Annotated in this window: 23 protein-coding genes; 9 read left to right on the plus strand and 14 right to left on the minus strand. The window is 57.2% G+C overall.

Features of this window, described 5'->3' with window-relative positions:
• Positions 1-202 precede the first annotated feature (202 nt).
• Positions 203-1,993: a chloride channel protein gene (locus ATY79_RS21920; protein WP_088704848.1), complete on the plus strand. Its 1,791-nt coding sequence runs from the start codon at positions 203-205 to the stop codon at positions 1,991-1,993.
• Here the strand turns inward: ATY79_RS21920 and ATY79_RS21925 are convergent.
• Positions 1,990-3,444: a cobyric acid synthase gene (locus tag ATY79_RS21925; RefSeq protein WP_088704849.1), complete on the minus strand. Its 1,455-nt coding sequence runs from the start codon at positions 3,442-3,444 to the stop codon at positions 1,990-1,992. The genes ATY79_RS21920 and ATY79_RS21925 overlap by 4 nt on opposite strands.
• A 561-nt stretch (positions 3,445-4,005) precedes the next feature.
• Between ATY79_RS21925 and ATY79_RS21930 the strand changes: the two genes are divergently transcribed.
• Together ATY79_RS21930 and ATY79_RS21935 are read left to right on the plus strand one after the other, a co-directional pair.
• On the plus strand, positions 4,006-5,004 hold the full coding sequence (locus ATY79_RS21930; RefSeq protein ID WP_088704850.1) for a glycine betaine ABC transporter substrate-binding protein: 999 nt from the start codon (positions 4,006-4,008) through the stop codon (positions 5,002-5,004).
• A 144-nt stretch (positions 5,005-5,148) separates the two neighbouring features.
• Positions 5,149-5,496 carry a hypothetical protein gene (locus ATY79_RS21935; protein ID WP_088694403.1) on the plus strand — a complete coding sequence of 116 codons (348 nt, stop codon included), beginning with the start codon at positions 5,149-5,151 and terminating at the stop codon, positions 5,494-5,496.
• A 7-nt stretch (positions 5,497-5,503) separates the two neighbouring features.
• Here the strand turns inward: ATY79_RS21935 and ATY79_RS21940 are convergent, their stop codons facing one another.
• Both ATY79_RS21940 and ATY79_RS21945 read right to left on the minus strand, forming a co-directional pair.
• Positions 5,504-5,659: an entericidin A/B family lipoprotein gene (locus tag ATY79_RS21940; protein WP_088694404.1), complete on the minus strand. Its 156-nt coding sequence runs from the start codon at positions 5,657-5,659 to the stop codon at positions 5,504-5,506.
• A 92-nt stretch (positions 5,660-5,751) separates the two neighbouring features.
• A complete protein-coding gene (locus ATY79_RS21945; protein WP_189637232.1) occupies positions 5,752-6,693 on the minus strand; it encodes a LysR family transcriptional regulator in 942 nt (313 codons plus the stop codon).
• A 72-nt stretch (positions 6,694-6,765) separates the two neighbouring features.
• On the opposite strand from ATY79_RS21945, the gene ATY79_RS31010 reads away from it, so the two are divergent.
• From ATY79_RS31010 to ATY79_RS21960, 4 genes are all read left to right on the plus strand, one after another.
• Entirely contained in the window at positions 6,766-6,927 is a 162-nt protein-coding gene (locus ATY79_RS31010; RefSeq protein WP_007788387.1) for a hypothetical protein, read from the plus strand.
• A gap of 85 nt (positions 6,928-7,012) precedes the next feature.
• On the plus strand, positions 7,013-7,825 hold the full coding sequence (locus ATY79_RS21950) for a class I SAM-dependent methyltransferase (protein WP_088704851.1): 813 nt from the start codon (positions 7,013-7,015) through the stop codon (positions 7,823-7,825).
• 338 nt (positions 7,826-8,163) lie between these two features.
• Positions 8,164-8,391, plus strand: a complete 228-nt coding sequence (locus tag ATY79_RS21955) for a hypothetical protein (protein ID WP_088694406.1) — start codon at positions 8,164-8,166, stop codon at positions 8,389-8,391.
• A gap of 176 nt (positions 8,392-8,567) precedes the next feature.
• Positions 8,568-9,722, plus strand: a complete 1,155-nt coding sequence (locus tag ATY79_RS21960; protein ID WP_088704852.1) for a glycosyltransferase — start codon at positions 8,568-8,570, stop codon at positions 9,720-9,722.
• A 331-nt stretch (positions 9,723-10,053) separates the two neighbouring features.
• Here the strand turns inward: ATY79_RS21960 and ATY79_RS21965 are convergent, their stop codons facing one another.
• From ATY79_RS21965 to ATY79_RS21990, 6 genes are all read right to left on the minus strand, one after another.
• Positions 10,054-11,793 carry a hypothetical protein gene (locus tag ATY79_RS21965; RefSeq protein ID WP_141105754.1) on the minus strand — a complete coding sequence of 580 codons (1,740 nt, stop codon included), beginning with the start codon at positions 11,791-11,793 and terminating at the stop codon, positions 10,054-10,056.
• 222 nt (positions 11,794-12,015) lie between these two features.
• Entirely contained in the window at positions 12,016-13,461 is a 1,446-nt protein-coding gene (locus ATY79_RS21970) for a hypothetical protein (RefSeq protein ID WP_141105755.1), read from the minus strand.
• 386 nt (positions 13,462-13,847) lie between these two features.
• Positions 13,848-14,888 carry a TniB family NTP-binding protein gene (locus tag ATY79_RS21975; protein ID WP_088704855.1) on the minus strand — a complete coding sequence of 347 codons (1,041 nt, stop codon included), beginning with the start codon at positions 14,886-14,888 and terminating at the stop codon, positions 13,848-13,850.
• A 25-nt stretch (positions 14,889-14,913) separates the two neighbouring features.
• The gene (locus tag ATY79_RS21980) at positions 14,914-17,199 is read right to left on the minus strand and encodes a DDE-type integrase/transposase/recombinase (protein ID WP_088704856.1); all 2,286 of its coding nucleotides are present in this window, start codon (positions 17,197-17,199) and stop codon (positions 14,914-14,916) included.
• Positions 17,200-17,203: 4 nt separating this feature from the next.
• Entirely contained in the window at positions 17,204-18,019 is an 816-nt protein-coding gene (locus ATY79_RS21985; RefSeq protein WP_088704857.1) for a hypothetical protein, read from the minus strand.
• A gap of 12 nt (positions 18,020-18,031) precedes the next feature.
• Positions 18,032-18,388, minus strand: coding sequence for a transposase family protein (locus ATY79_RS21990; RefSeq protein ID WP_141105756.1), 357 nt, complete (start codon positions 18,386-18,388; stop codon positions 18,032-18,034).
• A 1,439-nt stretch (positions 18,389-19,827) separates the two neighbouring features.
• Between ATY79_RS21990 and ATY79_RS21995 the strand changes: the two genes are divergently transcribed.
• Positions 19,828-20,277, plus strand: a complete 450-nt coding sequence (locus ATY79_RS21995) for a hypothetical protein (RefSeq protein ID WP_088704859.1) — start codon at positions 19,828-19,830, stop codon at positions 20,275-20,277.
• 109 nt (positions 20,278-20,386) lie between these two features.
• Here the strand turns inward: ATY79_RS21995 and ATY79_RS30640 are convergent, their stop codons facing one another.
• A complete protein-coding gene (locus tag ATY79_RS30640) occupies positions 20,387-20,608 on the minus strand; it encodes a hypothetical protein (protein ID WP_141105757.1) in 222 nt (73 codons plus the stop codon).
• Positions 20,609-20,906: 298 nt separating this feature from the next.
• Between ATY79_RS30640 and ATY79_RS22000 the strand changes: the two genes are divergently transcribed.
• The gene (locus ATY79_RS22000) at positions 20,907-22,382 is read left to right on the plus strand and encodes a mannitol dehydrogenase family protein (RefSeq protein ID WP_088704860.1); all 1,476 of its coding nucleotides are present in this window, start codon (positions 20,907-20,909) and stop codon (positions 22,380-22,382) included.
• A 197-nt stretch (positions 22,383-22,579) separates the two neighbouring features.
• On the opposite strand, the gene ATY79_RS22005 is transcribed toward ATY79_RS22000, so the two are convergent.
• The 4 genes from ATY79_RS22005 to ATY79_RS22020 are packed head-to-tail and all read right to left on the minus strand — an operon-like array spanning position 22,580 to position 25,728.
• A complete protein-coding gene (locus ATY79_RS22005) occupies positions 22,580-23,632 on the minus strand; it encodes a LacI family DNA-binding transcriptional regulator (RefSeq protein ID WP_189638056.1) in 1,053 nt (350 codons plus the stop codon).
• Between the two features lie 56 nt (positions 23,633-23,688).
• Complete coding sequence (locus ATY79_RS22010) at positions 23,689-24,570, minus strand: PfkB family carbohydrate kinase (RefSeq protein WP_088704862.1); 882 nt, start codon at positions 24,568-24,570, stop codon at positions 23,689-23,691.
• A gap of 7 nt (positions 24,571-24,577) precedes the next feature.
• Positions 24,578-25,126, minus strand: coding sequence for an SIS domain-containing protein (locus tag ATY79_RS22015; RefSeq protein WP_088704863.1), 549 nt, complete (start codon positions 25,124-25,126; stop codon positions 24,578-24,580).
• Positions 25,069-25,728, minus strand: a complete 660-nt coding sequence (locus ATY79_RS22020) for an orotidine 5'-phosphate decarboxylase / HUMPS family protein (RefSeq protein ID WP_088704864.1) — start codon at positions 25,726-25,728, stop codon at positions 25,069-25,071. Before ATY79_RS22020 ends, ATY79_RS22015 begins: the two co-directional genes overlap by 58 nt.
• Between the last annotated feature and the right edge of the window lie 5 nt (positions 25,729-25,733).

Genomic DNA, 25,733 nt, shown 5'->3' on the forward strand with positions numbered 1-25,733 from the left:
AGCGGAATGCCAATGCATGCCTAAAACCGCACCAAGACGACCTTCTCTACCAAATTTATCGTCTTTTATCAGTAGTTTACGTCACAAATAATTATTGCCGGCGCCGGGCTTTTGCCGCAATTGCGTCGCAAGCGGGTGGCGCCATTGGCTTGCCCTTCCCTCACCGCACTTGATCGCGCCTATACCTGCCTATTTTCCTGTCATGCTCCTAAAAACCAATATCCGCCGTTTCGGTCCGTTTCATACCCTTCTCGATATCGGGCGGATGCGCGCTCTGCTGCGGCGCAGCGAGATGGGGATGGTCATCGCCGGCGCGATGGTCGGGGTAATCTCCGGCCTGGCCGTGACAGGCATGAGCCTCGTTTCCCGCGAAATGCACAGCCTCATCTTCGGAATCAGCGACGTCGACAGGTTGAGTTCGTCGCAGATCGACAACAAGCTCGTGTTGCTGACCGCACCCGTTTGCGGCGGCTTGCTGCTCGGGCTCTTGCTGTTTGTGCTTGCCAAGACCCGCAAGAAGCCAATGGTGGACCCGATCGAGGCAAACGCGCTGCATGGCGGTCGGCTATCTCTCACCGATAGTATTCTGGTCGCGGTCCAGAATCTCATTTCGAACGGCTTCGGTGCGTCGGTCGGCCTGGAAGCCGGCTACACGCAGTTGGCGGCAGGGCTGGCCTCTAAACTTGGCCTCAAGCTGCAACTTCGCCGCTCGGACCTACGTGTTCTCGTCGGATGCGGTGCGGCGGGAGCCATTGCAGCCGCTTTCAACGCACCGCTGACGGGCGCCTTCTATGCATTCGAACTCATCATTGGCTCCTACACCATCGTTTCGCTGACGCCGGTCGTCGTTTCCGCACTGGTCTCGACGCAGATTGCGCGTCTGCTCGCCGGCAGCGATTTCCTGATCGACGTCGGCAGCTTCGGTACAGTCATGCCAGCCGACTATGTACCGGCCCTCCTCCTCGGCGCGTTTTGCGCGGGCATCGGGATCATGATCATGCAGGGCGTCGCCTGGATCGAGGAATTGGCTCGCAGGAGTTCCATCACAACGCCGCTGCGTCCTGCCCTTGGCGGCATCGTCGTCGGTCTGCTCGCGCTGATCACGCCGCAGGTGCTGTCAGCCGGCCACGGCGCGCTACACCTCAATCTCGGACGCGATATCGCCATCCCGGCACTTGTGGGTCTCTTCCTCCTGAAGGCCTTCGCCTCCGCTATCTCAATCGGCTCCGGCTTCAGAGGCGGCCTGTTCTTCGCGTCCCTGTTCATGGGGGCGTTGGTGGGGAAACTCTTCGCCTATTCCGCACCCTACTTCGCTCACGCCACGCTGACACCCGTCATCTACGCCGTCGTCGGTATGAGCTCGCTTGCGGTCGCCGTTATCGGCGGGCCACTGACGATGACCTTTCTCGCGCTCGAAATTACCGGCGACTTTCCAATTACCGCGCTGGTGCTGGCGGCAGTCATCACGTCCTCGCTCGTCGTGCGCAGCACCTTCGGCTACTCCTTCGCAACATGGCGCTTCCACCTGCGCGGCGAGAGCATTCGCAGCGCTCACGATGTCGGCTGGATCCGCAACTTGACTGTCGACCGCCTGATGCGCGCCGATGTTAAGACGGCCAACGCCGCCCTCACCATCGACGAATTCAAGGAACGCTTCCCCATCGGTTCGGCACAGCGCGTGGTCCTGGTCGATGATACAGGCAAATACAGCGGCCTCGTTCTCGTCCCGGACATTTACGCAAACCTGACCGACACCGACGAAACCGGCAAGGATCTCAGCGAATTCATCCGCTACAAGAACGATTTCCTGCAGCCGCAAATGAACGCCAAGCAGGCAGCCGCCATCTTCGACAAGACCGAAAGCGAAGCCCTCGCCGTCGTCAACAATCTGATTGAGCGCAAGGTCGTCGGGCAGCTGAGCGAGGCACATACGTTGCGCCGCTACAGCGAAGAGCTCGATCGCCGCCGCCGTGAAATATCCGGCGAGATCTAGCCAAAGAGCTCGTCAAGCCAGCGTCGGTCAAGACATGCTTCCAGCTCGGCTGCGACGTCGTCCAGAGCCTTCTCGACGCTGGCACGATAATCACTCGTCTCGCCGGAAAGGCCGAAACTCCGGAGCAAACGAGATCGATAGAAGTCGCTTGCGAAAAGCCCATGCAGATAGGTTCCGACAATTCGACCGTCTGCAGATACCGCACCATCCGGCTTTCCATCAACGATTGCGAACGGCCGGCCACAATCTTCTCCGGCCGTGATGCCAAGGTGGATCTGATAGCCGGAAAGCGGGGAACCGTCCTCCACCGCTGTCGCAACACTGTTGCGGACGGTCTTTTGAGGCGCCATCTCCGTCTCCACGTCAAGCAACCCGAGACCCGCCACCTCCGTCGCATGCCCCTCAATACCCAGGGGATCATGCACCTTCCACCCGAGCATCTGATAGCCGCCGCAAATACCGATAACCCGCCCGCCGCGCTTCACATGGGCCAGGAGATCGGCATCCCAGCCCTGCGCACGCATATCCGCAAGGTCAGATATCGTTGATTTCGAGCCCGGCAGCACGACCAGTTGCGCATCCCCGGGCAGCCGCTCGCCCGCACGGACGAAAACCAACTCGACATCCGGCTCGGCTCTTAGCGGATCGAAGTCGTCGAAATTTGCGATCCGGGAAAAGACCGGCACGGCAATCTTGAGTGCGCCGCTGCCACCGCGTGCCAGCCTCTCCAATGCCACCGAGTCCTCGGCCGGCAATCGCGATGCGTGCTTGAGCCATGGCACAACGCCAAAGCACGGCCAGCCGGTGAAGCGGCGCACCGCGTCGATGCCCGTATCGAACAGCGAAACGTCACCGCGAAACTTGTTGATGATGTAGCCGGATATCATTGCCCGGTCTTCAGCGGAGAGGATCGTGTGGGTGCCGACCAGCGACGCGATCACGCCACCGCGATCGATGTCGCCAACGAGGACCACAGGCACGCCGGCGCGTGTCGCAAACCCCATATTGGCGATATCGCCGGCCCTGAGATTGATCTCGGCAGGCGAGCCAGCACCTTCCACGATCACAAGATCCGCTCCGACCGAAACCTGGGAAAAGCTCTGCATGACGTAATCGAGCAATGCCGGTTTGAGCTTCTGATAGTCTCGCCCCCTAGCCTGCCCCCAGACCTTCCCTTGAACGATGATCTGGCTGCCGAATTCGGTCTGCGGCTTGAGCAGCACCGGGTTCATGTGCACCGAGGACGGCACCCGCGCGGCGAGCGATTGCAACCACTGCGCGCGACCGATCTCGCCGCCGTCGTCAGCCACGGCAGCATTGTTGGACATGTTCTGGGGCTTGAAAGGACGAACCGAGAGGCCACGATTGGCAGCAAGCCGACAAAGACCCGCAACAAGAACGGTCTTGCCGACATCGGAGCCGGTCCCTTGCAGCATGATGGCCTTGGTCATTGTCGTGGAACTCCGGAGAACTCGACCCGCCCTACACCGGCGTCTCTGCTGCGGTCAATCTCAGGCGCTGAAAATGCGAAGGCCGCGTCAACCGTTCGGTTGCGCGGCCTGCCGAAATACGCTGGCGCGTTCGCCCATACACGGCGAAGCTCACGTTCTCCGGGACGCACTACCTGATCCGGAGAAGCAGCGGTGTCCCCCGCTACGCAACAACAGATAGCGCCACATTGTTACCGGAAGGTTAGCAGCCCCTTAAGCAAAGATGAATTTCGGCATTTACTGACTTTTCTCGACGATCAGGGCGGCGCTGGCTGCTTTGCCGGCGCGATCTTACGGCGCAGGCGGTAACCTTTTGGCGAGACTGGCATTAACGATTTCAAATCATACGCTTAGACTCCGTACCTCAAGCGCAGAAGACAATTGATTTCCGCAACCGAACGCGTAGGCTGCGCATCAAGGTGCCAAGACGAGCGCCACAGCGATAGCCAGGACAAACAGCACAAGGGGTTTCCGCAAGCGGAACGCCTAGGTTGTGGCCGCGGCAGCAAAAGGGAACGCAAGATGAGATCTCTCTGCACTTCAATCCTGCTCACCCTCGGAATTTATGCAGCGGCCGCATCCGCGCAGGCTGCGGACTGCGGTAACGTCACCATCGCTGAGATGAAGTGGGCTTCGGCCGGCATTGCAGCTAACTTCGATAAGTTCATTCTCGAGAAGGGGTACGGCTGCTCGGTCAAAATCGTCCCCGGCGACACGATGCCGACGTTCCTCTCGATGAACGGAAAAGGTGAGCCGGATATTGCTTCGGAGTTCTGGATCAATTCAGTGCGTACCGAACTCGACAGCGCGGTCAGGGAGGGCAAGCTGATCCAGGCGGCCGAAATCCTCTCAGAGGGTGCGGTCGAGGGCTGGTGGATACCGAAATTTATCGCCGATGCCAATCCAGATATCCGCAGCGTAGAGGACGCGCTCAGGCATCCCGAGCTCTTCCCGGCACCGGGCAATTCATCGCAGGGCGCGGTCTATAGTTGTCCCGTCGGGTGGAGCTGCCAGATTTCAACGGCAAATCTGTTCCGCGCGCTGGGAGCCGACAAGAATGGGTTTCAGCTTGTTGAGACGAGCAGCCCGCAAGAACTTGATGATTCCATCGCAACCGCGTTCCAGAAAAAGATCGGCTGGCTTGGCTACTACTGGGCCCCTACAGCCATTCTCGGCAAATACGACATGACCCTCCTCAGCTTCGGCGTCGGTCATAACAAGGCAGAATGGGACAAATGCACATCGGTCCCCGGTTGCGCCCGGCCGCAAGTCAATACTTATCCCGTCTCGCGGGCCTACACGATCGTCACCAAGTCCTTCGCCGATCGGGCCGGACCGGCGATGGATTACCTGAAGGTCCGGTCATGGGACAACATGACGATCAACGAAGTGCTGGCCTGGCAAGACGAAAACCACAAGAGCAACGAGGAAGCCACGATTTACTTCCTGCAGAACTATGCCGCCCTGTGGACCAAATGGGTTCCGACCGATGTCGCTCAGAAGGTCAAGGCCGCGCTCTAGGGCGAGCAAGACGATCGCCCGCCGAACGATCGGTCGCGCATACGATGAGCACCTCTTCCCTGTGATGTTGCGGTTTTCCTATAAGCAGCGACTGCTTGCGCCCGAATCGCGCCAAACCGCTTGCCCCAGACAAGGAGAACAAAGATGACATCCGCTCCATTTCCCGACCGAGACACAATCGCTTCAAAGTTTGCGAGCCTTGGCGAGCAGGAAAAAGCCTACGTTGCCCTTTTGATGGAAAACGCGGCACAGGACGAAAACCTCATCGAGGGCCTGCACCGCCACCTGAACAACGCCGCAAGCGCGCCATTCCTGAACACGCTGAGACTCGAGAACCTTGGGAAATGGATTGGCGAGGCGGCACCCGCCCGACTGCAGATACGCCTAATGGAGGCTGCGAAATCAAGCCAGCATCCTGCCTATGCGGCGTTCCGGACCGGGCTTTCGCGTTCCGGCGGGCTGGAAAAGGCCTACCCGCCGGCAGCGATCTGACGTAGATTTACCGGGTTGCAGCGCGACCGACCGAACGACCAGCATCCTGCGTCGCATTGACGGCATTTGCCGTGTCGCGACCGATGCCGCGGATCGTGTTTCCACACGAAGAGAGCACGAGCAGAATTGCGAGGGCGGAGCCGATCTTGGCCATTGTCATCATTGCGAAATCCTTCTTTTTCAATCGTCCAGGCGCGGCGACTCCCGCCACGCGCGTTAAACCCCGGAGGAAGAAAAGAGGTCCCCGCTATGTTGTCAAGCCGCAACGGCCTTTGCTTTTTCGGCAAAGGCAAAGCGGATGCTTTCGGCGACAGCCCGCATCGGGTTGTTCATCTGTGACGCGGTAAGCAGCCTGATGTCGAAGGAACCAAGCTCGGGCAATCCTTCCTGCAGGCCGAGAATCGTCATCTCATCGGTGACGTAGGAGCGCGGCAGCGGCGCGATTGCCAGGTCGGAGATCACGGCCGCTCGCTGTGCCATGGTATGGCCGCTGAGAAAAGCGACACGATAACCGCGCTTCATGCGCTCAAGTTGAGACAGCGCCTCGGAGCGCCAGATACAGCCATCCTCCCAGATCGAGATCGGTAGCGGATCACGACGATGCGCCGTACCGCACTTGGCGCCGGCCCATACCAGTCGCTCCCGAAATACAATCTCGCCGTCAGTCGGCAGCGGGCGCGTCGCGCAATTGATCAGCGCCAGATCCAGGCGCTGCTCCTCCATCCGCTTCTTGAGCCCGATGCTCATGTCGATCGTGACATCGACCATGATGCTCGGAAAACTCTCCGCGAAGCTTTTCAGGATGCTCGGTAGCAGTCGTTCGCCGATATCCTCCGGCGCACCCAGCCGCACCACGCCGCTGAGTTCGGGCATGATGAACCGCGAAACCGCCTCGTTGGACAAAGCGAGAATGTTGCGCGCGTAGGAAAGCAGCACCTCGCCGTGCTGGGTCAGGCTGACCGACCGCGCATCCCGCAGGAACAGCGTGGCACCAAGCTGTTCTTCGAGCTTCTTGATCTGCATGGAGACCGCCGATGGCGTCCGGTAGACCGCCTCGGCAGCGGTGGAAAAATTGCCGGTCTCTGCGATGGCAACGAAGGTGCGCAGCACGTCGTTATCAAGCAAAGGAATGGGACGGCGAAAGGGAATGCTCATCGTCACATCTTTCAATTTTTCTGAATTTGAATTCCATATCATTTTGTTTGATTGAAAGTCAACCCGGCAATACTCTTCCTTCCTAGCGGCTAATACTGATGAAAGGAGGCCGCGATGAACACTCTTAACGCTATCTTTGACATCTTCTACGCATTCAGATCGCGACAGATCTCCCGCCAGACACGCAATCGCACGCGCGATCAGTTGGCGCGGCTGCCGAGACATCTCGCCGATGATCTCGATCTGCAAGCCTTGGGCATGACCGAGCCTCGCTGAGACGCGAGATCCCGTCAGCGGCTTCAAAGACATGGTGAAAGGCTCTAATATACGCTCCGCGGCGCGACTACGGAGCGTAACGACCATGGCGACGAACGACGCGTGTTTCCACGGCGATATCCCTTCAGCATATGATCGGTACATGGTGCCGATGTTGTTTGACCCTTATGCAGCTGATTTGGCGCAGCGCGTGGCGTCGATTCATCCGCACCGCGTTCTCGAGGTCGCAGCGGGTTCCGGCGCTCTGACGCGTGCGATGTCGTCAGCACTTCCGCACGCCGAAATCATCGCCACCGACTTGAACCAGGCCATGTTGGATGTCGCCGCATTGAGACATTCTGGGGGGCATGTCGTTTGGCGACAGGCTGACGCATCGAGCCTACCCTTTCCCGCGCAGACCTTTGACGCCATCGCAAGCCAGTTCGGCGTCATGTTCTTTCCCGATAAGGGTCGCGCCTACCGCGAAATCCTCCGCGTGCTGAAGCCGAAGGGCACGTTCTTTTTCAACACCTGGGACTCAGTCGAGAACAACGCCTTCGCAAAAGCCGTCAAGGCTTCGACGGATGCCCTGTTTCGGGATGATCCGCTGAGCTTCTTCCAGCGCACGCCGCATAGTTACTTTGACGCCGAGGCGATCCTATTGGAGTTGGAACAAGCCGGCTTCCAGTCGGTGACCTTCGCAAGGGTCGAAAAGACTGCCCGTGCGCCCTCGGCAAGGGACGCTGCGACAGGCTTCTGCAAGGGTAGTCCGCTCCGCGCGGAAATAGACGCCCGCCAGTCAAAGGTCGATGTCGTTGCTCGTGTGGCCGATACGCTAGAGCAGGTTTTCGGCAAGGGACCGATCGAGGGCGGAATGTCTGCATTTGTATTCACAGCCGAGGCCCCGCGCCAGGCCTAGCAGCGCTGGGCGATCCGTTTCCATGGCACAGAAGCAACCTCGGTCATCAAATAGGGGGTCGACCGACTGCGTCGCCCATAAAGCCACCCAAAACGATTCTGACACTGTCGGAACATCCTGTGCGGAGCGACGTTCCCTTTATGCAACGCACCCTTTGTCGTTGCACTGACTGCGTTTCCCTCAACTGCAGTCACAGAGGCCCGGCGCTGTCCAAACCAGCACCGGGCTTTTCTCTCGCTCACCATTCACCCTCTAGATAATTCAGAGCCATCTAAAATACAGCTTGAAATCGCCGTCTCCGTAATGATGATGCTTGCCTTCAGCCAGGAGGGGTACCGATGTCACAATACCACGAGACGCGGCGGTTCAAATGCACCAGTGACGCTGGAAATGCCTGCGTCGTCATCGAACAGATCAGGATTGCTGATGAGGCAGTCGCCGGCCCACGGACAGATTACATGACCGTAGATGGCGACGTCGCCAATCGACTCGACAAGAAGCACTTTCTGATCCTGATGAAGGGCGAGATCGTCAAGATTCAGAGAGCTCTAAGGAAAAAGCACTGAGCGCGTTGCCCCCGCGGAGGCCGTACGCCGTGGCGGTGTTCCTGCCATCTCGGAATGGACGGAGATGTCGCCGGGCATACATATGTCATCAGCGCGTCATCTGACAGTGATGTCTTAACGCACCGCGCGCTGCGACTCGTTTTTCATTCCGGCGCTGTTCACCGCTGGAATGACTGATGCTGTATATCATTGCCGTCGCCGGCGCCCTGCTGGCAGCCAATACCCTCAGCCTTCTGATTGCGGGATGGCGGATTCGCTCCCGCCAAGACAGGACGCCAAGCGTCGCCACGCGTTCGCCTGTCTCGATCGTGATACCTCTTTGTGGAGTGGAACAATTCTCACGCGAGACACTGCAAAGCGCGCTTAGCCTGGATTGGCCCGACTACGAGGTCATCTTCTGCGTTGCCGACAGGGCCGATCCCATCATTGGTTTGGTCGAGCATGCCCTCCGAACAAAGCCTCTCGCAAAGGCGAAGCTCCTTGTCGGAGACGACCGCATCAGCGCAAATCCGAAACTCAACAACTGCGTCAAGGGTTGGAACGCGGCGTCGCATGAATGGGTCGTCCTTGCCGATTCCAACGTCATGATGCCGACGGACTATCTCACACGCTTGCTGGCCGGTTGGCGGCACGAAAGCGGGCTTGTCTGCTCGACGCCACTTGGGTCCCGTCCCAACGGATTTTGGGCGGAGGTCGAATGTGCCTTCCTCAACACGCATCAAGCGCGTTGGCAATATGCCGGAGAGGCCCTTGGAGTTGGCTTCGCGCAAGGCAAGAGCATGCTATGGCGCAAGAAGATGCTCGACGCCCACGGTGGCATTCAGGCACTTGCCGCAGAAATCGCCGAAGACGCCGCCGCCACAAAGCTGGTGAACAGCATGGGCCTCAAGGTGCATCTCGTCGCCGGGCCTTTCGAGCAGCCCCTGGGGAGACGGACCTTCCGCGAGATCTGGGCAAGGCAATGCCGTTGGGCGCGGCTGCGACGCGTCACCTTCCCGCACTTCTTCGCACCGGAGATCCTGCTTGGTGTGGCGCCGCCCTTGTTGCTATGCTTGGGTGCTGCCTTCCTGTCGGGAGCCAGCCTCTTCGCAACAGGGTTCGCGGTTTTGTGCGCCGCCTACATGCCGGAGCTTATTCTTGCGGTTCGCAAGAATTGGCACCTATCCCCGCTGTCACTTGTCGCAATGGTTACGCGCGATGCCTTGCTTCCAATCATCTGGATGCGGAGCTGGTTGGCGGGAAGCTTTGATTGGCGCGGAAACAGGATGGTGATTGGATCGCAGGAGTCGCGCCTCGAAGCTGGAGTAGCTGGCCCGATTGCAGGCCCCTAGCAACGGCCGGCATTCGACGCCACTCGTATGCCCTTGGGTGAGACCGCGCCGGCGGTATGGCTGCCATGTTCGGCGACACAGTGCTGAACTGTCCCCTATCCCGTGAAATCCTCCTATCTCTTTATCGTCGAAATTGCGATGAGCTGTAGGGGGAAAAAAGATATGACTCTGGAAAACTCAACAAAAACAATTGGCGCGGAAAAAAGATTGATTCTCAAGGACGAATTCATCGCAAGAATCCTTGCGCGGCCGATAGTTGACGTCGCTACGGCGCTAAAAACTCTCTCCTGAGCAGCTTCGCTGCCGCCGAACTACACCACTCGACAGTACCCTAGGCTGAAGAGCTGCCAACAGGTCCCAACGGGCCCTCCGACCGATATGAGCCGAGGAAAATCTCTCCGTCTGCGCGATTCAGCACACCGACGCCCGGCACCGCGCGGATTAGCCCAAGGGACTCAATACGAGACCATAGCTCCCAGTTACTTGATCGTTGACCTGTCAATCGAAGATGCGAGTGGATTTCGGATGTGGTCATGAAATTCTCTTGGAACCTCCAGACATCACCGAGTCTCAATTTCCTGCCTGGCAACAGGCCCGCGCTCTTCAGCAAAGCAATTGTTACGGGGCCTATATTTAAATAAAGGCTCGCATCGAGCCATCCAATCTCCGTTTTCCCGTCAATTTGAGTTTCTTCAGTCATGCATATCTCTCGAACTTTCAGCATTTCTGTCGTGTGAAAGCGACTTGCACATCCTCCGCTCTTCACTCGCGAGACGATAACATGCCCCCTAAAAACCGCTTTAAAGACCGCAGCCCAAGGGTGTCGCGCTGGTTTCGATGTGATCACGATGTCCTTAAGCGCGGGGCCCGAGCATCCTCCAGGCACCTGCCTTAAAAAATCGAGTACCCCGAAGGGGGCTCCACTCTCCGTGGGGACCAGAATTTCTCGAAGCTTTCGATCGGGGCAAGATACAGAGCCCATACGATAAAGTGCCAATACCTCGGCCCGGGGGAGGCCTAGAGACGAAACATCGGCCTCGACCGATTTCGGAAATTGATAGCGGACCGCGGATGTCCCGTTCGTGCCGCTTGAAAGATGTTGGAGTTGGTGCCTGGACGAGCCCGAGTCCTTCCGGATCTCCTGCTTCAGGAACTTCTTCAACGATCTCATATTTGCCGGGATACCGAGAACTAAGGGGTGTTGTGCCTTGTTAGCTATGTGGCGTTTGACGTGTCTGACACGCTCAGCAGTCTGATAAAATCGGTCCGACCAATCGAGTACCGCTGCTGAGGCTTCCATAAGCGCTGCCGCAGAAAGATCGAATTGGGTACCCTTAGTCGTAATCCTGTCCTGTTCCCCGCCATTTTTTTCGTACTCTAGCAAGCTACCAAGCGTTACGACGATCGCGAAAATTTCTGCACGAGAAAGCCGCTGCAAGCTCTCCGGCAGATCCCATTCGCGCGTTTGCTGAGTGGGGTCGATCAGATATCGAATAAAATCGATTGCGCTCGAGTCAGCGGCCACCACAGTTTCCTGTGGCGAATCCCTGAGATCCCAACCGCAGAGCGAACAGTGGCAAGGACCGGCCGAAAACCTGTAGGTCAGAGCAACGCCACAACGTGGGCAGCGATCGAGTAGAAGCTCCATATTGCTCGGGTCAAATGAAAAGCAGCGTAGTGCCCAAATCGCCTTCTGGTAGCCGTGAACACGCAGGAAGGTGGGCGAGACCCTGCGGATGTTGCTCAAGTAACTGGGCGAGATAGCCGTCCCAAAGAACTCGACCAGCCTCGGGCTTTTTCTGTAGGTCAAGGATTCGACGTGCGAAATACCCACGCTCATCAGTCTTGAAATCTTCGCTGGATCGATCTGACGGTGCGCCAGCGAGAAGTGTGACCAAGCACTTCTCGACTTTATCCCGAGAAGATCGTGCAGAACATTCAAGTCTTGAAAGCCGTTTAGCGGCATCACCCTGTGAAGAAAATCCAGGAGTCCTTCTCCGGGGCCAGAGTCTAGCGGCAAGACAAGGCCCGCGCCACTGGTGAAAACCATATTGTGATCAGCGTTCGCCATTGAGTTGCCCTTCCGTGGATTTGATACGATCTCTTGCGGCTCCCACATCATCAACGCCGCTTTCCAAGCAGGCGTCGCCACGTCGGTCCCGGGCCAACTGCTAGCGCCTCCGAGTGCCGGCAGTTGACCGCGCCTCTACCGAAAAGAATTGCGGCCAACGCAAGACCTGCAATTCTTGGTACGTCCCGCCTGCTTTCGGGGCATGATACGAAAACCTTTGCCTTACCAAGCCCCCCCCAAATCAAGCGACGACAACGCCCCGCCCCTCGACCACAGCGTTGTCGGTCCGCAACGGATCCGATCAACGTCAGTAGTTTGGAGTAGTCGTGATGCGCTTCTATGCGGACAACCTGCAACAATGCCGAGGGCGTCAAGTTCGAAGCCAAACGTCCACTTTTCCCTGAGGAGCGCTAAGGTGCTGATGTTCGAGGGACCAGGCATAACGCCCGATCGAACAAACCCGGCCGCATAGGCGAGAGACTTCCGCATCACGATCGAAAGCTCCTCCTGGCTGAGCATGGTATTTGCAACATCCGGGTCTGAGCCGTCTTTCTCTATTATAGAGCGGAAAGACTCGAAGTCGTTCATATACAGGCTTCCAGTCAGACTTCCGTGCCCTTGTCCTAGCCATACTTTAAGCCGTCGGTCGATAACGGCCTCTAAAATCGACACCCAGGAGCTATTCAACCGGGGATCCATAGCAAAACGGGCAGACACGAGATCCAAAGCGCCGGATCCCATGCCCGGACTGATCACCTGGGCAACAGCAGAATGGAGCGTACCTTCGATTTTGGGTTCAGGACACAGTCCATAACTCGCGAGTATTGGCATCAGTTCGGGCGCTAATCCTGCAGAATAGATCCTCCAGACATCGGGAGTCGTCACGCCCGTCGCTTTGGCGAATTGCCTCACCTCTTTGATATCTCTCAAGACCGTCATAAGCGCCTCAAAACTCGAGAATGACCGCACATCAGGGACATCGAATTTGAGCAATCTGAATAACTCAACCCTGGGACGCCGCATTCCCCTTCGCGAGGGACCGTTCTTCGCCGTCTTCTGCGTAGTCGATGGACACGCACGCGTAAGCCCTTCCGCGCGGCGGGCCGTTTCGAGAGTTTTTTTGATCTCACTCCGTATGCCGGCTGACAACGTGGGCTCATAGAGCAATTGTCGAAGCGGCTTCGCTTTGAACCAACCTAAAGCCTGACCATCAGCCGCCGGAGCCGGCGTGCTTTCGATCAGTTCCAAGAAGCCCTTTGGCCAATCGAGGATTGCGCGCCCCGCGATCTCGATATAGCCAGGCTCGATCTGCGCGCCAGACCTCGGTTTCTGGTTCCGCTGACAGGTCAGAGCGATTCGCACAGCTAGTTGGAAGACGTCTCCAGCAGGCGTCGATTCAAACACGGATCCAGTCGGGAGGTGGACCCGTTTGCCGTCCGCAAACGGGTCCAACATGTAGGCGACATAGTCTAAGGCTTCCGGATCGCGCGATTGGAAAATCGGCATGGCTACCGACCGGAAGTCGAATCCCAAGCAATGCTCGCAGATCCACGGGTCAGATGAACTTTCCCATCCGAGAAAACCTTGGCAATTCGGGCAACGTTCCAGAAGCATTTCTCTTGTGGTTGGATCGAACGACAGTGGCTTGAGAGCCCAAATCGCTTTCATCTGCGGCTTACATCTCAGTGATTGCGGCGCGATCCGCCTGGTTCTCGCAATATGGCCGCGCCTCACGTGGTGACCGAAGAATGAAACAAAATCTCGACTTGGTTCTATGGACGGCTTTAGTACTGTTTTCAGCAACTCGCTGTGAGCCGGGATTCCCAACACCTTCGATACGGCCTGAAGGTCGGCGACGTTATCGGAGACAGCCAGCGCTGAGAGACGCCGCGCCGACCTACACCCCGCCAAGTCCAAGGCAACGGCCGTTTGCGCAAGTCCGTTTAGCTTGCACGCTCTGCGAACCACCTCCCTCAGATCTTCTCCACTTTGGAGTTCTGACGGAAGCACCAATCTCGGCTCTCGGATCGAGAAAACTACGGTCATCCCAGAAATCAGCATCCAGATGTTTCGTCACGGTCCGAATTAGCGCGTTTCCGTGGAGGTTTCGCGGCCGCGGCTTTTGAGACGGCCCTATCCACCAACAGCCTTCTTCTAGCTTCCTCCTCCGAGATCCGAGCTACTCGGAATGGATTGATGTCAACGAATCCGTTTGGGATAGCATAGGAATCCGTGGCCTTTTCAAGGTGTCTGATCTCGACGCGATCAGCACCTTCGATCCTGGCATAATCGGCCGCACGTTCCACGAGACGTGAGACCCTTCCACGCAAGCCTCCGCTGGCCGCATGGAGGCAGGGAATGCAGTACCCTTGTACGAAGTTGCTTCGCTTGGGGAATAACCCATGTTCCACCAGCTTGAGACCAAGCGTCGCGCAGTACTCGGTAAACAGCGGGTCATTCACCTTGAGGGGCTCGAGTGGCAGTTGGAGACTGATGCTGCTTATCTGGGTGTCGCTGAACACCCGCTCCTTAGCCTCCTCGGTCCCGACTAGAACGATAGGGCACCCTTGCTTTTTTGCGATACCTCGCAGAGCGTTGTGCATGTTAGTGGCATCGTCATCGGTTGCCTTCCGCATTCTGAGATTGTTCGTCTCATCAAAAATGATCAGCTCCGTCTTCTTGCCGGCAATGTATAGATGTAGTCGGTCAAGCAATTCCCAAGGCCGGCTTCCCTTGAGATAGAAAGGGCAGCCGAAAGCCTTTAGAAGCTGCTTGACGAACCCAAGGTAATTCGTCCCGGAATCGAGAGTTACCACAACCACGCGCAGCTCTGGATCGATCATGTCTGGCCATTCCTCGGAGCGCGGCCCCGGGAACCTTGTTTCCACGTACCAATTGAGCACCGTTGTCTTTCCCGCGTGCGACTTCCAGAAGATAGAGATGCAACTCGCTTCCGTTTTCGTGCCGCGCGGATCCTCCATCGCCGCACGCCTCGATTGTCTGAGCCTGTCGAAGTGATCATGGATCTCGTAGAGCGCCGGGTAACCGATGCGCATATGGCGGAACTCAACTTCGATGTCTTTCACGCTGCTCATGTGTCCGGTCCTCCAACTTCAGCGGCTAGTGTTTGGCGGCGGAAGATGATTGGTTCATCAAGCGGTCGAGGTACGCCTCGCTTTCCGCTAACGTCATCGCAAATCCGGGCTCCACACGCGTGACGGCCACAGGCTGGGACGGTCTAGCTCTCTCGGTTCGCTTTCTAGCCGGCGCGGCCTTTCTGGGCGTCTCTATCTCGACGATTCCATCGTCAAGCGAGAGTTCCTGAGGGATATTAATCTTGGCCAAGCCAAAGTCGGTCACCGGTATAATTGCGTCATACCTGCGGGCGTCCGGTGCAATGACGACAGCTCTTCCTCCTTCGAGCAGTCGCGCTGTCTTTTTTGCCGCCCGATGCTTCTGTTCCTTCACAAACTTCTGGAGCTTCTCATAATATTCTCGCAGGTATTTCGCCCGCAGCTCTGGGGGATAGTATTCGTCGAATATCTTCTCATTTTCCTTGCGCGCCGCCTTTGCAAAGGCAAACGAGACCGGCGTGATCGCAAGCAAGGGATCGTGGTTGGGAAGCTCGACCACCTGATTGTTCGCATGATCGATTATGCCGATCGAGCTTACGTCGCTGCCCTTCCAAAGGACGGTGACCTCGACCTTGGCGGATCTTCCCTTCTTGGTTTTTGCTTTCGCCGCGTAGGTATCGAGTAGCTTTGTGACAAGTTCGGGATGGTGATAGCGATGTCCATTAAACCTGACACCAGTCCGGCGAAGTATCGCGGTTGATCGGCGGCGCACGAGAATATCCAATAGCCGTATATCATCCACGATGGCTCGGCCGTACTTTCTAATCCCGTTTGCAAAACGATAGCCAGGAGGCTCGTTCGTACCCTTGTGCGGGAGCATGTGGTGCTCGGTAACGAGCCTATGGGTGACGAAGTTATCGATTTCATCGAGGTTCATCATCGCGAATTTCTGGTAGTCGGCAGAGTTGACCGTCGGATCATCGATGGAGAACCCGCCCGGCAGGGTCGCCATCACCCGTTTAACCGTTCCAATCGCCCGTTCGACGATCGATTTCCACTCGGGGGACGCCAGCGCAGCATATTCGATCCCAATCTTCATGCCCAGAAGGCCGCGCTGCACGCTGTCGGTGACATGCACACGCAGATTGTCGAGTACCACGGTCTGCGGCTTGCCAAATCCGTCGGTGGCATCGTGAAGGTCTGGAAACCGCTCTTTCCAGGATACTTTCGGGGTCATGACCATCTTCAGGCAGGCCATGAAGGTATCGATGCTTGGGGGTTCGAACGTTAGGATCAATCCAAGGGTCTTACGACTATAGACATCGATCGCATAAACCACCTGGACCCGCTTGGATGTCAGCACCTCCCTTTCGCCCGGTTCGGTGTCGCTTTCTGTCAGTTCGCCAATCGGTAAATGAGCCTCGCGGCGTTTAACGGCTGACCAGATGTTTCCCTCGGTCTGATCGATAATGACGACCTGCAGCGGAGCGATGGCATCTTGAGGGGTGATCGTGCCTTTCCATTCTTTGTTCGCCTCGCGCTCGCCGAAGAGCTTTGAAATGCTCTCCCGATTGGTCGCTTCCTTTTTCCAGTTCCGGAAGCATCTCAGGGTAGGAGGAGTCTGGCGCTTGTCCTTGGGAATTCCTTCTCCATGATCGCGCCCAAGATAAAATTGACCGAAAAACCATCTGTAGGCATCGCCTACGCTAGGCATGGATCCAGAGAGGATCTTTCCAATTGCTTCGTCGGCATCATGATATACCCAGGTCGGCCAGATGCCCTTGTTCCGAACAGTCCCCGTCTTGTATAGGCAATCAGCCAAGCTTACTTGCTCAGTTCTGCCGTAAACGATCTTTCTGATCGTAGAGGCCGAGGGCGTCCATTCTCCTAGACCCCGGCTCTTGGCTGCATCATGCCATAAATCGATGAAATTAGTCAGATCATCGTCCGTCTTCGTATATTCACGATTCCTCTTTCGCTGGTTTATGTAATGATTGGCATAGAACTGTTTCGTTGCTGCGGCGGTTACGGCTTCGTTCAACTCTTCCCAGTCTTCGATCTCGCCAACGGTTACGTCCCTGCCCTCAGGTTTAAACAGGGACAGCAAGTGCCTTGCTGAAAGAACACTCAATCTTTGGCCGCGTTTAGCTGTTCGGACGATGTTTCCATTCGCGTGCTCGATGGCAAACTCCGTGCACTCGATAGTCTCCTGCTCGCCGCGGGGATATCGGCGCAAGGTGATGAAACTATCTTGGAATTGCGTTACGGCAAATTCGCCCGGCGGGTCGACTGCAAGCAGGAGAAATCTGTCGTCAACGGAAACATCGAGCATTTTTCTAACCTCCCCGCCTTATCCAAACTGGTGTCAGAGTGTGCAAGCCGGCCCTCAGATCGATGCAGACGAATTCCTTGTAATGTAGTGCCTTCACCATCCGCTCGCCGGACGGTTGCCCGCCCAGCTCTTTGCTCAATTTGCCAAAGGAGATGGAGCGATTGTCGCCAAACGCTCGGGAACACCGCGCTTTATCCAAGGGCCCCACTCTGTCGTGAGCCGCGAGTGCCAATTCAGTCACTAACGCAGTAAGACGCTTGTCGACGTGCATGCTACGCTTAAGCAAGAATAGATCCTGGCCGACGTGGGCATAGATCGACGCCACCATCTCGCGCTTAACCTGATCGACGTCATCGTCCAGGCTCTTGTCGTCATCCGATTTCAACTCGAGTGTGACCTCCACCGCGTCGCTACGCCGTAGCACCTTGCAGAACGGTGCGGCCACGATCTCGTGGAGGGGCCGCCCGGCAGCAAGTTCGTCGCGAAATGAATGATGAACCCAGACCGTTACATCAGGGGTATACCTAAACTGCTTTCTGATGCCTCGAACGCCAAAAAAGAGAGAGAGAGGTTGTGAGACCACTTCCGCCACCCGCGGGCAGGCCGCAAGCATCTTGAGCACCACCAGTTCGACAGGCCTCGATTCCCAAGGCAAACCTAGATGTCGGCATTTGTTCAAGGGTGTAAGGCCGACCACCTGGGTTCGATGTCCGTTCGCAATCCAACGCACGGGCGATCCATCTTTTGATCTCGCGAACACGAAATACTCGATCACATAGTCATCATTTGCACCCGACCTTTTCGCAGCTTCAGAATTCATCACTTTGTTCCTTCAAGGCGCGGATTTCAGCGGGACTGCTGAGTGGAGTGGATAGGAAACTTTTATCCCCTGGCGTGAAACCCAGTCCTGGAAGCTCGCATCACCGATGAGATCCATGTCGGACGTAATGATCCAACTGGGTGCGCCGGTTAAGGCTAGAGCATTCTCCAGCAGACCTATGACCGTCTCGGTGGATTTGCTCTTGACGGTAACGCCGGCAAGAACGGTGCGTGTGACCTCATCAAGGACACAATAAGAAACCGGTTGAATCCCTTTCACCCACAGAGCCAGTCGGTAAACCCCGATGCACCAGACCGACTTGCGGCCGGCATCAAGTGGGCCGGCGGACGGGCTATTCGACGCAGCCATCGACAAACACCCCGCTTGAGACCGGGCCCGGACAAATGGCGGTAGAGATTTATCGACCGATGCTTTCCAATCCTTGCCGGGATCCAAGATCCACCAGCGAGATAGGTCCGTTAGCGCGCCCCACTTATCTGCCGCGAAACATGAGACTTCCGCCATCGGGAGCGATGCAGGTCGACGTCCTTGTTTCGCGACCGTGTGATCGATCGCCGCAGAACTTGGAGAGAGTCCGCGGAACTTCACCGCCCTCGCAGTCAGCAATCTGCGCACAACATCGCCGTGAAAATAGATCTTCGTCGAAGTATGACACATTTTCTGCCCTTTCTTATCAGGAACTAACTAGATTCTTTTCTGGAACCATCTAGTGTTCCAAATGCAGCAATTCGAATTCATGACGGATGAAACCTTAAAGGCCGACGACAGTCACAAGGACTCGCTGAAAGTGACTGATCCGCCCCAGACAGGCTCCGACGCGCCCCCGCGTATCAATCCTCACCAGCCTCAGCAGCATGGTCCATTAGACATCGAATCCTTGCGAGCCACGGACCGGCTTCCGCTTTGTCACCGACCCTTGAAAAGGTGGGAAACGTCATCAAATACGAGCATCTCGATCTCCTCAATCGTCGTTGGCCGCAAAGTTGAAAGCCCCCTGTCGTCGAATTTTTCCGGGGATGACAAACACCGACACATCTCCTTGCTACGCAGTCCGGGAGCACCTGGATCGACCGCGGTTCTTCCATCGCCAGTTGACGAACTTTCACAAGCTTGCTGTTCACTGCTCGATACTTCTAGCGAACTCGCCATCGAGGTACGGGAGGACACAACGTCGGATCCATGCGGCCGGTTGGCGATTAAAAACCTAGCGACAGATTCCAGCAGGACGCTGTAAAAACTTCTGTTAGGATGCATGTCTGACCCCCTTTATGGGATTCAATTCAACGAAGATGAGATTTCAAAGGACTCGCAACAAAAAACGCACCAGCTTCATTCACAAGCTTTTAGTCCACAGAACAGGACGACCGGACTGACCGGAGTTCTAAAAATCGAGTGCTCCAAGACGCCCTCAAAGTTAAAGCGTCGGCTTAGGTGCAATGAGCAACTACTTGTGATTATTAAACTCCCGTTCAGTGCAGTATTCCGAAGACCACCCGTTTTGCCGATTCCTCCACTTGCGGGCTTGGCCTTTGTTGCGCTGTCCATACTCCGCATGAGCGTTTGGAACGGACCAATCGAACGCGACCAGGGATCTCAACCCTAGTACGGGGACTAGACTGATGTTAGAAATAGCTGACTGCTTCGGAACGAAACTTGAAACGCTTTACAAGGCTAAACCAGCAACTCGTCGGCGGGTTGCGACCCCGCTTGAAGATACAGCTAACGCGATTCTCGGAGTTTGAGAATAGTCTAATTGGGGTACAAACAGGAATGTTGGGGTCAGTAACATGAACCTAGAAAACCGAACCGAAAACGTAGACCTCGGCGTAGTCGAACGCATAAAGACGGCAATTGAGGCCGAACAGCGGATTATCGATGAATGCACGGCGAGGATGAGGCGTTATCGCGCCGCCTTGAACGCCCTCACGGGGCCTCAACCGACGTCGCTTCCGCTAAATACAGATGCCCCGATTGTCGCCCGGCGGGTTCACATGGGAAGCACCGCCCACATGTTGCGGAAGCAGGTTGCCCAACTTCTTTTGGAGCAACAGAAGCCCCTGTCGCGCGCCGAGATACTCTCTGGCCTTGCAGCAAAAGGGATCACATTGGACGTAAAGGACCCCGGAAAGCGGATCAGTAAGGTGATGTGGGACGCAAAAGAGTTTCAGCACCTGCCGACCGGGTACTGGTTTGCCGAGCATGCAGATCAACCGGGTCCAGACGAAGATCAAAAGTAGCTGGAGATGCATTCCACCGGATGAGGCCTGCCAAATCCAGCCTCCTCGTGCGGCTTCCGGCGGAAACCGCTCCATCCAACGTAGGACCGCCAAGGGTGACTACCTCGCGTCATCCTTTGCCTGATACGCCCCCACCGCTTTTTTGTTGTTCGCGGCGGTCCCCGCCGACTTTCAATTCAATTGTCCAATGGAGCTCCCGCAGCGACAAATGATGCTCCGCATTGTCACTTGGACAGCCGTGACTATTTTTGTCCATCCGCTGCATCTCTCCCTGGGACTGCCAGCAGCCGGCGTTTCCAAGGACGGAATCTGATCGATCAAGTGCCACCATGTCACCATCCCAAAGTTTCCCCGGCCGATCGCCCTCCACTTAAAATCGAACAGAAAACAAAATATCGACATAAATGGAGGACTGGTGGACTCCTACTCACTACCATGGTAATCGACCAAATGCGCTTCCGTCACCATTCCTCCTTGGCGCGGATACCTTGTCGGCCCGATCCCTTGGCAGTCGTAGGGGGATTTGCCGCTGTCCCAGGACCGCAATGTCGGTCCTCAGATGCGAACGTTGCCTAACACCCGCGAAACCGTGTCCGGCGCCCAGAACGATCACAATTTGGAGTACTGACATGAGCCTCGCACTAACCCTTAGAACGTTGCCTCAAATCGCCGCTACCGCGTCGGTTCCGAACTATAATCCGTCAACATTGTCTGCCGGAATCATGCACTTCGGCGTTGGCAATTTTCATCGTGCTCACCAGGCAGTCTACCTCGACGATCTGTTTCGCTTAGGATTGGATCACGACTGGGCCATCATTGGTGCAGGCGTGCTACCATCCGACGCCATCATGCGGGAAAAGCTGGCCGAGCAAGGATTTCTCACAACTGTCGTCGAGCAGGAAAGAGAGCGAAGCCAAGCCCGCGTCTCTGCTCCAATGATCGACATGTTGGTCGCTGATGACGCCGCTGAGATCATTGCCACGCTGGCCAACCCACAGATCAGGATCGTCTCGATGACGATCACGGAGGGTGGATATTTCATCGATGCATCCGGAAAATTCTTCGATAAACACCCTGCGATCGTTTGGGACGGTGCAAATCCGTCGCTTCCACGAACCGTCTTCGGATTGATTGTTGCGGGATTGAAGCGCCGTAGAGAGCAGAATGTCACCCCTTTCACGATCATGTCCTGCGACAACATTCCACACAATGGAGTGGTAACCAAGAATGCCGTGATCGGAACAGCGCGGCATTCCGATCCGGGTCTAGCAGACTGGATCGAGCAGAACGTCGCGTTCCCAAGTTCAATGGTCGATCGGATTACCCCCGCGACGAGCGAGCGTGAAAGGTCACACTGCGAAAAGACTTTCGGCATCCGCGACAACTGGCCGGTCTATTGCGAAGGATTCAAACAGTGGGTCCTTGAGGACAAGTTTACAGCCGGTCGGCCAGCGCTCGATAAAGTCGGCGTGAAGTTTGTGCCAGACGTAACGCCCTACGAACACATGAAGATCCGTATTCTCAACGGCGGCCATGCCGCGATCGCCTACCCTGCAGCGCTCCTAGACATCGAGTACGTGCACGAAGCAATGGAAGATCCGGACATCTGCGCGTTCCTCCGGAAGCTCGAAAGAGATGAGATTATCCCCGTCATCCCTCCCGTCCCGAACACCAGCCTCGGGGACTATTACGAAATTATCGAACGCCGCTTTTCGAACCCCAAGATCGCCGATACGATCCCGCGCTTGGCACATGATGGATCCAACCGCCAGCCGAAGTTCATATTGCCCTCAACTGCCGACAATCTCGCCGCTGGCAGGGACGTTACTGGCTTGGCGCTAGTATCCGCGCTGTGGTGCCGTTACCTAGCTGGAAAGACTGACAGTAACCGTTCGATAAACGCGACGGACACCAACCTGCAGCGCATTCAGGCGGCCGCACTAGCAGCGGCAAATGATATCGACGAGTTTCTCGGCCTTGCGGACGTTTTCGGCACTGTGGGCAAGTCTCCAGTCTTCCGCAAAAAATTCGCCTCAGCGTTCGCTAGCCTTCGTGCAATTAAGACGCGGAGGACACTCCAACTGTACGCCGCGGGCAACCTCTAAAGGAGAAGCCCCCTCGCCGCGATTATATTCCCGCAAGAGGAGCGCTCTCGGCGTGTTCCCGAGACGGTAGAAATCTGATCTATCGAGAAGCCATGGTCCCTGTCGCCTGCTTGCAATGGGCCTAAGCGACAGGCCCAGCCCGGTTGTTCGGGGCCGAGACCACACGCCCGGCCAACCAATGTTGACAGAGTTCGCTTCTATAGCTGTCGGACGGATCCACGCATGACAAGCTCCGCCTTCAGTTTGAATGACTCCCGGAAGGTGCTGTCTTCCATCTTGCGAAGCAGCAGCCTAACCGCCATCGACCCCAACGCTTCAACCGGGCGCCTTATGACCGAAATCGGTGGATTGAACACACGCGCCCAAGGCGCATCGTCGAAAGCAATGATCGAGAGATCACTACCTATCACCATCCCGAGATTGTTTGCCGCCTGAACCACGCCAAGCGCCATTTCCTCATTGGTGGCCAGGATTGCTGTGGGGCGGTATTCTTCCTGCAAGATCTCGAGCGCAGCTTGGCTCGCAGTGTCGACGTTACCTCTGCTGAAGCGAACCCATGCACCATTTCGCGAGGAGTGTGGCATTGCTTCCAGCGCTCCGCTGTACCGCTCGTGGACCGTTGAGACAACAGCGTCCGGAAGTGCCGGACTATATTCCCTGACCTGCGCGGTTGCGACCAGCAGGCCGATTTTCGTGTGGCCGAGCCTCTCGAGCTCTTGGATCGCCCCTTGCGCGGCCGCAAAATCATCCGAGATGACATAGTCGATGTCGTCGGCGTCGACATATCGGTCCAGCAGGACCAGTGGAACTTCGGGATCCCCGCCTCCTTTCAGGTGAGCGATGTCGGTCCTGGAAGCGGGAACGACGATGAGTCCATCGACCCTCTTTTCCGTGAGCACACGGACGGCATCCCGCTCGCGTTCAATGTCGTCATCAGTGTTCAGCACGAGGATTTGATATCCGGCACCGGAAGCCGTCTCTATGATCGCCCGGATGGCCGTGTTGAAGAACGAGTTTGCAATGTCGGCGACGACGACACCAATGGTAAGGCTCCGTCCCGAACGCATCGAGCGCGCAAGCTCGTTCACACGGTAGTTCAGTTCGTTCGCCGCGGCGAGGACGCGTTCTCTCGTGGCATCGGTGACAAGCCCATATCCGCCCAGCGCGCGGGCGGCGGTCGCTCGCGAGACCTTCGCGAGCTTCGCGACGTCGACCAGTCTGGCAGCCCTGTCGCTCGGGGGTGGCTCCATGTCTTGCTCCGCTTTCCTGTTACGCCGCGTCGGCTCGCCCTCCAGCGACCTTTTCTCTACCCGAGGATTAGTTCCGCACCGGGATTCCGGCAAGTCGCCGCTGCAACTTTCATCGCGTCGACCAGGGAGGCTTCCCATTGCCTTTCCGCTCTCGGGAAGCCCCGCTCCACGATCCCGGAGATGACCGTCGCCAGCATCGCGTCACCAGCTCCCATCGTGTCCAAGATGTCACCTGCCACATCAGCCACCGGCACCGCCACGCTCATCCCCGAGCGGTCGATGACTCTCGCTCCGCCTGCCCCGTGCGAAACAAGGATGGTTCCGACTCCCAGGGAGAACAGATGCGTGGCGACATCCTCCCAGCCGGAATCGAAGAGAATCCGGATGTCCTCGTCGCTCACCTTCACGATCTCGGCGGTAGACAGAATGGATTCGACTCCCCGCCGGTAGGCCGCGATGTCGGGGATGAGGAGAGGGCGGGGATTGGGATCGACAACCCGCACACCGCGGACCCGCTGCAAGGTTCTTCCAAGATTGGAGGCCTCGGCACCGTTGTCGAACGGGAACGAGTTCACGGCGATCACGGCTGCTTCCTCCATGGCCTGAACCGCGGCGGCATCGAAGAGGATGCGGCGGCGGTACATGGCCGGATTGAACGAGTATGCAGGTTCGCCGTGCTTCCTTGTGGAGACGGCGACGCCCGTCGGGTCGACCGTCGGCGTCCTGACGATTTTCACGCCGCGCTCGCGGGCATACCTGAGGAGAAGCGCCCCTTCGCGATCCTGCCCAACTCGTGTGATCAGTATCGAGGCTAGTCCAAACTTGGCGACACCGACTGCCAGGTTCAGAGCCGCGCCACCTGGCAGGCGGCGCGGCTCTTCGCCCTCGATGCGCACTTCGTCGATGATGCAATCACCGACCGTGACGACGGGTTTCATTGAATGCTCATTGAAGGTTGGTATGGCGATAGGCCATTGTCTGATGAGGATCTTCCAGGGTGCCGGCGATTTCCAGCACCGCGGCGTCGAGGGCAAGCAGGCTGCTCTGCTCGAACAGGCTGCCGCCGAACTGTTTCGTTTCGTTCACCGGGATCGGAAGTACGACATCGGCAATCTTGGCCAGTGTACCGTTGGGTTTATGGGTCAGTGTTACCACGACGGCGCCTTCGGACTTTGCGATCTTCGCATAACTCAGGCTGACTGGCGTCTCGCCAGATCCACTGATGATCAGCAAGCCATCCCCGGACCTGATCGACGGCGCCGTTACTTCGCCTACGAAGTGGACATTGCGCCCAAGGTGCATAAAGCGCATCGCCGCCATTTGGGCCGCCAGCCCGGACCTCCCCTGACCCGAGAAGAACCAGCGCCTCCTCGTATCCCGGAACGCGTCCACCACCTCCGAGAACGCCGACGGATCGATCCGCTCGAGAAGTTCCGTTACTTCCTGTCCCACGGCCAGCCAAGGTTTTGTTCCGGCAGACGTTGCTTTATCCATGATGCTACCTCTTTGGGGTTTTCAGATTCAGTGATTGCGCTTCCGACGACGAGAATTTCGGGCTTTACGGCGATGACGGAGTCCAACGTCGCCGGACCAATGCCTCCGGCCAGCGAAACGCGGTGCCCGCGGGCGTGCATCGCGGAGACGGCGTCGATGTGGCTGGTCGAATTGTCACCGGCTAGACGCGCGTCAGTGGGGGAATGGACCGCGATGTAGGCGACGCTCTCCGGGAGGACGATGTCCATGGAAAGAAAGGTAGCCTTCCCCGACTCCGTGATGGTGTCGACGATTACCGAGCCTCCGAACTTCGCGGCGCATTGGCTGACGACATTGATGGTCGCCTGGGATGCGCATGAGAGCACCGTCATGAACGCAGCGCCAGCGCCGAAGACCATGTCTGCCTCCAGCATGCCGCCGTCGACCGTCTTCGTGTCGGCGAGGACCGGAATATCCGGGCAGATCTCGCGGACAGTCGTGATTGCGGCGACGCCGAAGCGCTTCAGGACGGGGGTGCCCACTTCGATGATATCTGCGACTCCGCGCAGGCTTGGAAGGATTCCCATATGTTCAGGCTTGTCGATGGCCACCTGTAGAAGCATGCCAA

This window comes from Rhizobium sp. R693 (genome assembly GCF_002211315.1).
GTDB lineage: Bacteria > Pseudomonadota > Alphaproteobacteria > Rhizobiales > Rhizobiaceae > Rhizobium.

What these genes read in the sequence shown, in the direction of transcription:
- ATY79_RS21920 (WP_088704848.1), top strand. Translation starts at nt 203, where the DNA reads ATGCTCCTAAAAACCAATATCCGCCGTTTCGGTCCGTTTCATACCCTT.
- ATY79_RS21925 (WP_088704849.1), bottom strand. Translation starts at nt 3,444, where the DNA reads ATGACCAAGGCCATCATGCTGCAAGGGACCGGCTCCGATGTCGGCAAG.
- ATY79_RS21930 (WP_088704850.1), top strand. Translation starts at nt 4,006, where the DNA reads ATGAGATCTCTCTGCACTTCAATCCTGCTCACCCTCGGAATTTATGCA.
- ATY79_RS21935 (WP_088694403.1), top strand. Translation starts at nt 5,149, where the DNA reads ATGACATCCGCTCCATTTCCCGACCGAGACACAATCGCTTCAAAGTTT.
- ATY79_RS21940 (WP_088694404.1), bottom strand. Translation starts at nt 5,659, where the DNA reads ATGATGACAATGGCCAAGATCGGCTCCGCCCTCGCAATTCTGCTCGTG.
- ATY79_RS21945 (WP_189637232.1), bottom strand. Translation starts at nt 6,693, where the DNA reads ATGATATGGAATTCAAATTCAGAAAAATTGAAAGATGTGACGATGAGC.
- ATY79_RS31010 (WP_007788387.1), top strand. Translation starts at nt 6,766, where the DNA reads ATGAACACTCTTAACGCTATCTTTGACATCTTCTACGCATTCAGATCG.
- ATY79_RS21950 (WP_088704851.1), top strand. Translation starts at nt 7,013, where the DNA reads ATGGCGACGAACGACGCGTGTTTCCACGGCGATATCCCTTCAGCATAT.
- ATY79_RS21955 (WP_088694406.1), top strand. Translation starts at nt 8,164, where the DNA reads ATGTCACAATACCACGAGACGCGGCGGTTCAAATGCACCAGTGACGCT.
- ATY79_RS21960 (WP_088704852.1), top strand. Translation starts at nt 8,568, where the DNA reads ATGCTGTATATCATTGCCGTCGCCGGCGCCCTGCTGGCAGCCAATACC.
- ATY79_RS21965 (WP_141105754.1), bottom strand. Translation starts at nt 11,793, where the DNA reads ATGGCGAACGCTGATCACAATATGGTTTTCACCAGTGGCGCGGGCCTT.
- ATY79_RS21970 (WP_141105755.1), bottom strand. Translation starts at nt 13,461, where the DNA reads ATGAAAGCGATTTGGGCTCTCAAGCCACTGTCGTTCGATCCAACCACA.
- ATY79_RS21975 (WP_088704855.1), bottom strand. Translation starts at nt 14,888, where the DNA reads ATGAGCAGCGTGAAAGACATCGAAGTTGAGTTCCGCCATATGCGCATC.
- ATY79_RS21980 (WP_088704856.1), bottom strand. Translation starts at nt 17,199, where the DNA reads ATGCTCGATGTTTCCGTTGACGACAGATTTCTCCTGCTTGCAGTCGAC.
- ATY79_RS21985 (WP_088704857.1), bottom strand. Translation starts at nt 18,019, where the DNA reads ATGAATTCTGAAGCTGCGAAAAGGTCGGGTGCAAATGATGACTATGTG.
- ATY79_RS21990 (WP_141105756.1), bottom strand. Translation starts at nt 18,388, where the DNA reads ATGGCTGCGTCGAATAGCCCGTCCGCCGGCCCACTTGATGCCGGCCGC.
- ATY79_RS21995 (WP_088704859.1), top strand. Translation starts at nt 19,828, where the DNA reads ATGAACCTAGAAAACCGAACCGAAAACGTAGACCTCGGCGTAGTCGAA.
- ATY79_RS30640 (WP_141105757.1), bottom strand. Translation starts at nt 20,608, where the DNA reads ATGGTGGCACTTGATCGATCAGATTCCGTCCTTGGAAACGCCGGCTGC.
- ATY79_RS22000 (WP_088704860.1), top strand. Translation starts at nt 20,907, where the DNA reads ATGAGCCTCGCACTAACCCTTAGAACGTTGCCTCAAATCGCCGCTACC.
- ATY79_RS22005 (WP_189638056.1), bottom strand. Translation starts at nt 23,632, where the DNA reads ATGGAGCCACCCCCGAGCGACAGGGCTGCCAGACTGGTCGACGTCGCG.
- ATY79_RS22010 (WP_088704862.1), bottom strand. Translation starts at nt 24,570, where the DNA reads ATGAAACCCGTCGTCACGGTCGGTGATTGCATCATCGACGAAGTGCGC.
- ATY79_RS22015 (WP_088704863.1), bottom strand. Translation starts at nt 25,126, where the DNA reads ATGGATAAAGCAACGTCTGCCGGAACAAAACCTTGGCTGGCCGTGGGA.
- ATY79_RS22020 (WP_088704864.1), bottom strand. Translation starts at nt 25,728, where the DNA reads ATGCTTCTACAGGTGGCCATCGACAAGCCTGAACATATGGGAATCCTT.